Annotated in this window: 9 protein-coding genes and 3 pseudogenes; 9 read left to right on the top strand and 3 right to left on the bottom strand. The window is 54.3% G+C overall.

Annotated elements, in window-relative coordinates:
* Nucleotides 1-563: pseudogene (locus CPT76_RS00220) on the bottom strand (branched-chain amino acid aminotransferase family protein); the annotation flags it as partial.
* Nucleotides 564-690: 127 nt separating this feature from the next.
* Here CPT76_RS00220 and CPT76_RS00215 point away from each other — a divergent pair.
* From CPT76_RS00215 to yajC, 8 genes and pseudogenes are all read left to right on the top strand, one after another.
* On the top strand, nucleotides 691-1,584 hold the full coding sequence (locus tag CPT76_RS00215; protein ID WP_105441548.1) for a LysR family transcriptional regulator: 894 nt from the start codon (nucleotides 691-693) through the stop codon (nucleotides 1,582-1,584).
* Between the two features lie 135 nt (nucleotides 1,585-1,719).
* Nucleotides 1,720-1,839, top strand: a pseudogene (locus tag CPT76_RS00210) (crossover junction endodeoxyribonuclease RuvC); the annotation flags it as partial.
* The gene (ruvA, locus tag CPT76_RS00205; protein ID WP_105441547.1) at nucleotides 1,836-2,450 is read left to right on the top strand and encodes a Holliday junction branch migration protein RuvA; all 615 of its coding nucleotides are present in this window, start codon (nucleotides 1,836-1,838) and stop codon (nucleotides 2,448-2,450) included. The pseudogene CPT76_RS00210 and the gene ruvA, both read left to right, overlap by 4 nt.
* A gap of 36 nt (nucleotides 2,451-2,486) precedes the next feature.
* A complete protein-coding gene (ruvB, locus tag CPT76_RS00200) occupies nucleotides 2,487-3,491 on the top strand; it encodes a Holliday junction branch migration DNA helicase RuvB (protein WP_076176979.1) in 1,005 nt (334 codons plus the stop codon).
* A gap of 77 nt (nucleotides 3,492-3,568) precedes the next feature.
* A complete protein-coding gene (locus tag CPT76_RS00195; RefSeq protein WP_105441546.1) occupies nucleotides 3,569-5,695 on the top strand; it encodes a SpoIID/LytB domain-containing protein in 2,127 nt (708 codons plus the stop codon).
* Between the two features lie 7 nt (nucleotides 5,696-5,702).
* Nucleotides 5,703-6,730: pseudogene (gene queA / locus CPT76_RS00190) on the top strand (tRNA preQ1(34) S-adenosylmethionine ribosyltransferase-isomerase QueA).
* 38 nt (nucleotides 6,731-6,768) lie between these two features.
* Entirely contained in the window at nucleotides 6,769-7,908 is a 1,140-nt protein-coding gene (gene tgt / locus CPT76_RS00185; RefSeq protein ID WP_105441545.1) for a tRNA guanosine(34) transglycosylase Tgt, read from the top strand.
* Between the two features lie 41 nt (nucleotides 7,909-7,949).
* Nucleotides 7,950-8,294 (top strand): preprotein translocase subunit YajC, encoded by a 345-nt coding sequence (gene yajC / locus CPT76_RS00180; protein ID WP_105441544.1) that lies wholly within the window; start codon nucleotides 7,950-7,952, stop codon nucleotides 8,292-8,294.
* 174 nt (nucleotides 8,295-8,468) lie between these two features.
* Here yajC and CPT76_RS00175 read toward each other — a convergent pair whose 3' ends face one another.
* On the bottom strand, nucleotides 8,469-9,299 hold the full coding sequence (locus tag CPT76_RS00175) for a phosphatase PAP2 family protein (RefSeq protein ID WP_146116105.1): 831 nt from the start codon (nucleotides 9,297-9,299) through the stop codon (nucleotides 8,469-8,471).
* Between the two features lie 63 nt (nucleotides 9,300-9,362).
* Complete coding sequence (locus tag CPT76_RS00170) at nucleotides 9,363-9,758, bottom strand: TIGR04086 family membrane protein (RefSeq protein ID WP_105441542.1); 396 nt, start codon at nucleotides 9,756-9,758, stop codon at nucleotides 9,363-9,365.
* 175 nt (nucleotides 9,759-9,933) lie between these two features.
* Here CPT76_RS00170 and CPT76_RS00165 point away from each other — a divergent pair, with 175 nt between their 5' ends.
* Nucleotides 9,934-10,794 (top strand): DUF421 domain-containing protein, encoded by an 861-nt coding sequence (locus CPT76_RS00165; protein WP_483870028.1) that lies wholly within the window; start codon nucleotides 9,934-9,936, stop codon nucleotides 10,792-10,794.
* The last annotated feature ends 41 nt before the right edge of the window (nucleotides 10,795-10,835 follow it).

Genomic DNA, 10,835 nt, shown 5'->3' with positions numbered 1-10,835 from the left:
GCACGGCACGAGTATAAGAGCTCTCCACATAATTTTTACCGGGGCAAGCCGCCCGAGTAGTAAGCGCCTACAGGCGACAGAATGACGATCAGCTGGTAGGTGTGGGATTCTCTCACGCCGAGACAAGCTTCCGTTGCAATGATAAAAGGCCGGATGTACAGCGATGTTCCTGGAGCCGTCGGAACCCAAGCACGATCGATGTTAATGAGGGTGCGGATCGCTTCAATGACAAAGTCGCCCGACACTTCAGGAATGCCCAAGCGTTCGTTGGAGCGGTTCAGCCGCTTCATGTTTTTGTCAGGGCGGAACAGAAGGAGCTCGCCGGTAGAAGTTTGGTATGCCTTCAGACCTTCGAATACAGCCTGCCCATAATGAAATACCATGGAAGCCGGATCCATCTGCAGCGGGGCATAAGGAACGATCCGCGGATCATGCCATCCCTTCTCCAGCGTATAATCCATCATAAACATGTGATCTGTAAAATACTTGCCGAAGCCAAGCTTCTCGCTGTCCGGCCGTGTTCGCGGCTCGGTGGTTAACTGAATGCTGATCTCTTGTGTCATTGCAACGCTCACCTCATCTATAAAAATTTATTATTCTCACTATAGGGAATAAAAAATGATTGGTCAATTCAATGTTATCAATTAAAATAATAGTTATTAACTATGGTTTGGGTGAAGGGGGAGGCTTATGGATTTCCGCCTGCTGGAATACTTTCTTGCCGTATGCGAAGAGCTTCATTTTACGAAAGCAGCCGTTCAATTGGGCATCAGCCAACCGACGCTCAGCCAGCAAATCCGCCTGCTCGAGGAGAGGGTGGGCATGCCCCTTTTTCAAAGGATCGGAAAACGGAACTATTTGACGGAAGCGGGGCAAACGCTGAAGGAGCATGCGCTGAACATTTTTCATGAGCTGGAGCAGGCGCAGTCCGAAATCAATGAACTGAAAGGGATGCAGCGGGGGAGGCTGACGATCGGCTGCTCAGGCAACCATCTGCTGACGAGGACGCTGATTTCTTTTCACCAGAAGCAGCCGGGCATCTCGATTTCGGTCGTGGAGCTGGCGACGGAGGAAACGAGGGCCGGTTTGCTGGCTAACAAGCTGGATCTTGGAGTAGTTTTTCTCCCGCTGGAGGACGAGCAGCTGGTCAGCAAAGAGCTCTATACTGAAGAGCTGTGCCTGGCTGTCGCGAAGCAGCATCACCTTGCAGCCGCAGAAGCTGTGAAACTGGACCAACTGACAGAGGTGCCGCTAATCCTTTTTCCTGAAAAGTTTCTGGTACGTCAAATGGTGGACAGCTACAGCGCTCAAGCAGGGGTGCAGCTTCAACCGGCGTTTGAGCTGTCGACGATGGACTCCATGCTGCAGATGGTCCGGCTCGGGGTCGGCGCGACCATACTACCCAGGTCCTACCTTTTACAAGGCTCCGATCCTTCGATCTGCACTGTACCGATCGTTGAGCCCGTCCCCCAGAAAAAGGTCGGCATCGTTTACCGGAAGCAGACGTTTCTGAGCACAGCGATGCTTGCTTTTATCAATGAGCTCATCCGGACGTTCACTCCTTCAGGGACGGAGTCTATATAGGCTGGTCCCGGATGCATGCATACCTCTTTTAGTAGAATCATAGACTTGGTATGAAGTTTTACATTATAATGAAGAGAACGAATACATATGTTCGCTTTATACCAAGGGAGAGAAATGACTTGCGAATTTTAGGAATTCCTGAAGCTGCAGGCGGTGCCCAAACCGGATGATGTGGCCGACGCGCTGGCCGTGGCGATCTGCCACGCCCATTCGTACACGTTAAATTCCAGAATAAATGAGGTATTGAGAAAATGATCGATTTTTTGAGAGGACCTGTGGTCCATCTGGAGAATGAGTACATTGTGCTTGACGTGCAGGGAGTAGGCTACCGGGTATTTTGCCCGAACCCTTTCGTGTTTACCAAGACGGATGGTCCGGTCACCGTATATACCCACCACCACGTCAGGGAAGACGCCATTCTGCTGTTCGGCTTTCCAACGCGCGAGGAGCAGCAGCTGTTCCGCAAGCTGATCGATGTGTCGGGGATCGGCCCTAAGGTAGCCTTGGGCATTCTCGGCGGGGGCTCGCCGGATCATGTCGTGACGGCCATTTATCAGGAGAACATTACGTTCCTGACCAAGCTGCCAGGAATCGGCAAGAAGACCGCACAGCGCATGATTCTGGACCTGAAGGACAAGCTCGACGGTTTTGGGACGGCGGCCTTGGCGACAGGGCTGTTTGCGGTTCCTGAACCAGTGGAAGGGGACGGATCGGCTTGGTCCGAAGCGCGCGAAGGCCTTAAGGCGCTCGGTTATACCGACGTCGAGCTGGATCGGGTATGGCACAAGATCAAGGATGACACGGCGTTTGGGGATTCGGTGGACATTTTAATGAAACGGGCGCTCAAGCAGCTCTATGCGGGATAGTTATGGTAAGCGGGCGTTACAAGAGGAGCGATAGCAATGGATGACCGTATCATATCGGCAAACCTGATGATGGAGGACCAGGCGGTAGAGCTTAGCCTGCGTCCTCGTTATCTTGCGGAATATATCGGACAGAACCAGGTGAAGGAAAACCTGAAAATTTATATTGAGGCGGCCAAAATGCGCAATGAAGCGCTGGATCACGTGCTGCTGTACGGGCCTCCGGGCCTCGGAAAGACGACATTGGCCAATATCATTGCCAACGAGCTGGGCGTGAACCTGCGGACGACGTCGGGGCCGGCCATTGAGCGGCCGGGAGACCTGGCTGCGCTGCTGACGAATCTCCAGGAAGGGGACGTGCTGTTCATTGACGAAATCCACCGGCTTCACCGGACGGTAGAGGAAGTGCTCTACCCGGCGATGGAGGATTTTGCACTGGACATCATGATCGGTAAAGGACCCAGTGCACGGTCTGTGCGGCTGGACTTGCCCCCGTTCACCTTGATCGGAGCGACGACACGGGCCGGGCTGCTGTCCGCACCGCTGCGGGACCGCTTCGGCGTCGTCAGCCGCCTCGAGTTTTATACGGTGGATGAGCTCAGCTACATCGTCTCCCGGGGTGCCGACATTCTCGGCATCGAAATTATTGGGGATGCGGCCGACGAGATCGCCCTGCGGTCCAGGGGGACGCCGCGGATCGCGAACCGGCTACTGCGCCGGGTCCGGGATTTTGCCCAGGTCCGGGGGGACGGCATGATTACGCCGGCCATCGCAGAGGAGTCGCTGAAGATGCTGCAGGTCGATCCGAAAGGACTGGATCAGATCGATTATAAAATGCTTCACGCTATGATCACGAGCTTCCGTGGCGGTCCGGTCGGCCTCGATACGATCGCGGCCACCATCGGCGAAGAGAGCCAGACGATCGAAGATGTATACGAGCCTTACTTGCTGCAGATCGGATTTCTCCAGCGGACGCCGCGGGGAAGAATGGTGACGGCTGCGGGCTATCAGCATTTAGGCCTGCCGATGCCGACAGACCAGTAAAGAGTAATTGTTACGAGGCTGCCGGACGTGAAATGGTTCGAACACATTTTCAGACAGAAGCGGGAGGAGAATGACGAGTGGGAAATTGGTGGAGAACGAAAGCGGGCCAGTGGGGAAGCAAGGGGATTTTGGCTGCCGTGCTGGCAACGGGAGTCCTGCAGCTGCCGGCTGTGACCGCAGAAGCCGCGGGAACGAGCATGGATCAAATCCGCGTAGGCTTGTTCCTCGACTTGGGAAGTACCTATAAATCAACGACGCCTGTCGTCACACTGTCATCGGGACAGTCATGGTCTGCAGGAGTATCGGCTGCTTCGGGGGCTCCGGCTCTTGTGTCCTTTGGGGCTAACGAGACGGCTAAATTCAGCGTGGATGGATTCCGCGTGAAAGTACTCGCTACTTCCGATGCCAAAACGGCGGCGGATGCTTATAAAAAATTGAACGCGACGGCCGACAAGCCGGTCATCTTTACCGCATCGACGGGTGCCGGAACAGTATATCAGGTGTATACCGGCATGTATGCGAGCCTGCAGGCGGCTAACGATGCCGCGGCGCGGACAGCCAAGACAGCCGCGGGACAGCTGAACGGACAGACTCCGGTCGTGACCGGCGGCAATCACTTGTCGGCAGGGACCTATGCATCGGAGGCTGAAGCGGCAGCTGCGGCCCAGCAAATCCAGGCAGCCGGCGCCGATGCGTTTGTGGCGGTTCAGCCGGGCGGAGACGGCGGCGGCAGTTATGCGGTATGGGTCGGCGAAGCGGCAGACGCATCCAGCCTTGCGGCGGTGCGCAGTGCGGTAAGCGCAAAGCTTCCAGCGGCTACGCTGTCGGAGGTGGATGCATCGCAGCCGGCGCTGATCATCCGCAGTGATGCCGGGAGCAGCCCGGGAAGCTCCGCCGCGGTGAAACATATCGTGGTCAGCGGGACCAATGCCAAAGGCTGGATTACCAGCAGCGGTGACCAAATTAAATTGGCGGAAAGATCGGGGCGTACATACCGGGGCGGCATGGAGATCAGCATGGTGAACGGCCAGCTGGCGCTCGTGAACGAGCTGCCTTTTGAGCAATACCTCTATGCGGTCGTCGGCGGCGAAGTGCCGTCGTCCTGGCCGGAGGAGTCGCTCAAAGCCCAAGCCGTGGCTGCCCGCAGCTATGCTGCTTTCCAGATCAGCAGCAGCAATAATAAGTTCAAGGTGGCGGATGTCGTGGATACGACGCTCAGCCAAGTTTACAACGGAGTTGCCTCCGAAGCGCCAAGCGTCATCGGTGCCGTAGACGCTACACAGGGCGAAGTGCTGCTGCAAAACGGCAATGTTGTCGAGGCCGTATTCTCTTCCAATGCCGGGGGCGCATCGGCCGACCCGACCGAGGTATGGAACAGCGGTGGAGCTGCGTTCGGCACCGTGGAGAGCAAGGAAGACGTAGCCGCGCAAAACGGGGCTAAAACCTGGTACCACGTTCTTCTCAGCAACGGGATTACCGGTTATGTCAGAGAGGACAACGTCAAGGAACTGGGCACGGCGACGGCTGCCGGACTTGCAAAAGTCACGGTGACGGCCAAGAACACCAACGTACGTCCGCTTCCGCTCATTCAATCGAACGTTGAGCCTGCCGCGCAGATGAACCCCGGCGATACCGCCGTCGTTCTGGAGCAGGTGAAGGAATCGGGAACCTACGACTGGGTTCGGGGACCTTATACTTCGGCCGAGCTAGTCGCAACGCTGAAGGGCAAGACCTCAACGGCTGCACCTTCCACGATCAGCACGCTGGAGGTCACCAAGCGTGGACCGTCCGGACGGGCGATCCAAATTAAGGCCAACGGGCAGATTTTAGATGTGAAATATCCCGATATGTTCCGTTCAGCTTTGAACGGTCTGCCAAGCACATTGTTTGATATTGTACCTACAGGAAGCTATACTGTATTAAGCGCAAACGGGACCACGACGAAGGTTTCCGGCACGTCCGACACGTCGGTCATTTCCGCTTCAGGGACTTCTTCCATCGCTGGAAAAGGCACGATCGTCATGAACGGGGATTCGAAGGCGCGCCGGATCGAAGCCGGGGAAGCGTTTCTGTTTGTGGGCCGCGGCAACGGCCATGGCCTCGGACTCTCCCAGTGGGGAGCCAAAGGAATGGCGGACGCCGGGTATGGGTACCAGGACATTTTGAAACACTATTATCAGAATGTAACTATTGTTAAGGAATGACGAACTGATGAATGTAGACTTATACGATTTTGAGTTGCCAGAAGAATTAATCGCACAGACTCCTTTGCCGGAGCGGACGGCATCCCGCCTGTTAACATTGAACAAGCAGGACGGATCGATCGCCCACCGCACCTTCAAAGATATCGCAGACGAGCTTCAGCCCGGCGACACGCTGGTTCTCAACGATACCCGGGTCATTCCGGCGAGACTGTTCGGAGTGAAAGAAGAGACGGGGGCCAAAGCCGAGGTGCTTCTCCTGAAAAATCTGCAGGGGGACACCTGGGAAGCGCTCGTAAAGCCTGGGAAAAAGCTGAAAAAGGGCAGCGTGATCCGGTTCGGCGACGAGCTACAGGCGGTCATAGAGGATGAGGGGGAAATGGGTGAGCGGAAGCTGACCTTTACCTATCAGGGGATTTTCCAGGAGATTCTCGACCGGTTGGGACAAATGCCTCTCCCGCCTTATATTAAGGAGAAGCTGGACGACAAGGAGCGTTACCAGACGGTCTATTCCAAGCATGAGGGTTCCGCTGCGGCTCCGACCGCCGGCCTTCATTTTACCGAAGAGCTGCTGGATCAAATCCGTGCCAAAGGCGTGACGGTCGCTTTCATTACGCTTCATGTCGGTCTGGGCACGTTCCGGCCGTGTCGGTTGAGCGTGTAGAGGATCATGTCATGCATGCGGAGTATTACTCGGTGAATCAGGAGACAGCGGATATCCTGAACGAGGCTAGAGCCCGCGGAGGAAGAATCGTTGCCGTAGGGACCACCTCCTGCCGGACGCTTGAGACGATCGGGACGCGATTTGAAGGCGGCCTGCTTGAAGCCTGCAGCGGCTGGACCGATATTTTCATCTATCCGGGGTATACGTTCAAAGTCGTAAACGCCCTGATCACTAATTTCCACCTGCCGAAGTCGACGCTGGTCATGCTGGTCAGCGCGCTGGCGGGACGCGAGCATATTTTGAACGCATATGCGGAGGCTGTGAAGGTAAGATACCGCTTCTTCAGCTTCGGCGATGCGATGTTTATCTATTAAGACCGGTTGATCGGCATATAAGAGGATGGTATTTAATCATGGCAGCAGCAATTACTTATGAACATATTAAAACGTGCAAGCAATCGGGAGCCCGGCTGGGGCGTGTGCACACGCCGCACGGTGTGATCGAGACGCCGACCTTTATGCCGGTTGGAACGCTGGCCACGGTCAAGACAATGAGCCCGGAAGAACTGAAGGAAATGAATGCGCAGATCATTTTGAGCAACACGTACCATCTGTTCCTGCGCCCGGGCCATGACATTATCCGCGAAGCCGGAGGACTGCACCGCTTTATGAACTGGGACCGTCCGATTCTGACGGACAGCGGCGGATTTCAGGTGTTCAGCTTGAGCGAGATGCGCAAAATTACCGAAGAAGGCGTGCATTTCCGGTCTCACCTGAACGGAGACAAGCTGTTTCTGTCGCCGGTAGTGGCCATGGAAATCCAAAACGCGCTTGGCTCGGACATCATGATGGCTTTTGATGAGTGTCCGCCGTATCCGGCCGAGTACGACTACGTTAAGAAGTCCTTGGAACGCACGACCCGCTGGGCCGAGCGCTGCCTGAACAGCCATGCCAGACCGCATGATCAGGGGCTCTTTGCCATCGTTCAGGGCGGCATGTATGAAGACTTGCGCAAACAGAGCGCACGTGATTTGACTTCCATGGATTTCCCGGGGTATGCTATTGGTGGACTCAGCGTAGGAGAGTCCAAGCAGCTGATGTACGAAGTGCTGGATTACACCGTTCCGCTGCTTCCGGACAACAAGCCCCGCTATTTGATGGGCGTAGGGTCGCCGGATGCACTGATCGAAGGCTCCATCCGTGGCGTGGACATGTTTGACTGCGTCCTGCCGACACGGATCGCCCGGAACGGAACGACCATGACCAGCCAGGGACGGCTAGTCGTTCGCAATGCGCAATACGCCAGAGATTTTGGCCCGCTTGACCCAGCATGTGACTGCTATACTTGCCGGAACTATTCAAGAGCCTATCTGCGGCATTTGATCAAAGCGGATGAGACCTTCGGACTCCGTTTGACCACTTACCACAACCTGCATTTCCTCATCAATCTGATGAAGCAGGTGCGCCAGGCCATTATGGAGGACAGGCTGCTTGATTTTCGCGATGAGTTTTTTGAACAATATGGGCTTTATGACAATGATAAAGGGTTTTAAGCTTCAACAGCAGTATTGTATTTGAAAGGGGGGAAAAGCATATGTTCAACCAAACTCAAACCTTTGAATTAGCGGCTGGTGCTGGCGGCTCCGGAGGAGGCGGCCTTGTCGGCTTGATTTTACCGCTCGTCCTGATGTTCGCGATTTTCTACTTCCTGTTGATCCGTCCGCAGCAGAAGAAACAGAAGACCCGTACTTCCATGCTGAGCGCATTGAAGAAGGGGGATAAGGTCGTAACGATCGGCGGCCTGCACGGAACGATTATGGAAATTACGGACGATATCGTGGTCCTGCGTGTGAACGACGTGACGAAGCTGACCTTCGACCGCGGTTCCATCAGCCACGCGGTTAGCTCGAGCTCCGGCGAATCTGAGAAATCGTCCTAAGACGATCCGGGTACTACACGGGGAGAGCGTTCATAAGCAACATTTCCAGTAAGACCAGGCACATCACATAACGATAGCGGCAGAGGGAGCTCTGCTGCTGTCGCCGATGTTCATACTTACGGATGACAAAAGGCTGCACAGCTTGTCTACGGACAAGGGTGCAGCCTTTTTGTATTAGAGATCGGATACGATGGGCTTTACTTTTTGCTGCTTCGGGTGCGCAAGCCTCCGTCCCCAGTAGATCCCGGCGGAAGCGGCAAGCAGACCGAGCAGGGTACCGGCGACCGAATCCGTCAGCCAATGGATGCCGAGGTAGAAGATGCTGAAAATGATGATAACGGCGCTGACCAGCGTCATGAGGGCCAGTCGTGGATTCCCCGAACGGATCCCGAGCACCAGCATGGTGATGGAAATCGAAGTGTGGAGGCTTGGAAAGCAGTTGTTAATACCGGATAGCGGCCGGTACGCCTGCTCGAATTTCGGAAAAACCTCCAGCATGTAGAACGACGCGCCGGATGGCGGAAAGGACCAAACCTCGTTCACGGGAAAGAAGAGGTAAAACGGGATGGCCACCGCATAATTGATGAAGACGGCTATGCAGGCAGCCATGAGAAAGGCTTTGTTCCCATCGGCCGCAAAGATTCCAAGCATAGCGATCAGTAAGGATTGGAACACCACTACGTAAAAAAATACCGATACGGGCGTAATGTAAGGGCTGTGAAAAAACTGCTGCAGGTGCTGTACGAAATGCCCCTCGATCCCGAATACCCATGGAGTGAAGTCTTGCTTCACATGCATGCCTGCTTCGATTTGCAGTTCGTACCTGTTGAACAGGAGGATCGCAGCCATCAAAGCGAATAGACCCAAAAATTTACGATTGGTCCCAAACTCCCGGATCAGCAGCCATCCGGCCCTCAGAGGGTTGCGCAGGGTGCCCAGCCAGATCAGCCCGATTGCCATAACAAGCGTTGCTGCCGAAATATAATTCATAGAGTCATACAACACGTCGGGGACGTCCTCCTCTTGCTTTAAGTGCACTTAGTGTAGCACATGCGAGGAGTTTAATGGTTACGATTTGTTTTTTAAATTCACCCCGAACATGCCCCCGATGGCTCCCGAAGCAATAACGGCTGCGATCAACAGCAAATCTCCAAGCCGAAGGCTGCTGTCAAGGGCCAGAAATCCGATCATGATGATCATGAGACCGTACAAAATGCCGGTTAATCCGCCCTGGTACCAACCCCGTCTGCCTGAACGCTTCCCGGATACAAGCCCTCCAAATGCCGCGGCGACAGCATGAACCACGTAAATGTAGCGGGACAGGCTTTGTTCTTTCATGCCGCTGGACCACAACAGGAAAGAAAGAATAAGCGCCCCGACCATCATCCAGAAAAAGGAATAATACAGTCCCGACAAAGTGGGATTGGAGATCCGAAAAGAGAACAGGCGACGGATCAAATGCATAAGAGAACCCCCTTCATAGTTCCACAATTTAATGTAAATTTATGTGACGGCTTGCCCCAGTAGTACAAGTAATTTTCCAATAATTTATCGCTCCGGCTTCTGAATGTCTGTGTTCCCAAAAGGTCAAAATATCCTTAATTGGCATGATGAATGGCACAGAAAGGAGCGGGTGGCCGTGATATCCGATATACTGATTCCTGTTTTCCGAACCGTCCTGATGTACTTTATCATCTACCTGACCCTCCGGATCATGGGCAAGCGGGAGATCGGGAAGCTGTCCATTTTTGACCTGGTCATCTCGATCATGATTGCTGAAATCGGCGTTTTTGTGCTGGAGGATACGGCGCGTCCGATCACGGACGGACTCTTTCCGATGGCTACGCTTGTCTTGATTCAGATCACGATTGCTTTCATCAGCTTGAAGAGCCGGAAAATCCGCCTGTTATTCGAAGGAAAACCGGCCATCCTCGTATCAGGAGGCAAGCTCAACCGTGAAGAAATGAGGAAGCATCGGTATAATCTGGACGATTTGCTTCTTCAATTGCGCGGGCGCAGTATCGAAAACGTGGCGGATGTGGAATTTGCGATTCTGGAAAACTCCGGGCAGTTGACGGTTATTCCTAAATCCAAACGGAATGAAAAAAGAGAAAAGTACGACATGCCCGTTCCCCAGGGGAAGTCAAATCGAAACGGAAAACCACAAGGCCCCGCCGGCAATGCGTTAGCCATTTCACGTTCAGAGGAGACCGCCGGCAAGCCGAAACAGACCTATAGAACCCCATATGCCGATCCGTCCCGGGTCCCGACGAGAAACCGCAGTAAAAAAATTCTGGTTCCCAGCGGAAAATTTACCTATGGCATACTGCCGATCCCGCTCATCATGGACGGAAAAGTACAGGACGACAATTTGGAGCGGCTGAACAAAAATCGCTTCTGGCTGAAAAATCAGATCCGACAGCAGGGAATCAAAGAGTTTAAAGACGTGTTTCTCTGCTCCATCGACCATAAAGGCCGGCTTTACATCGACCGCAAATAAGACGGAAATTTCCGTGCTGCGGATCAGGCGGCAGGTGTCTT

This window comes from Paenibacillus sp. AR247 (assembly GCF_002968895.1).
Taxonomy (GTDB): Bacteria; Bacillota; Bacilli; order Paenibacillales; family Paenibacillaceae; genus Paenibacillus_AQ; species Paenibacillus_AQ favisporus.
Note: the sequence above shows the minus strand (reverse complement) of the source record. Positions and strands in the feature narration are given on the sequence as shown.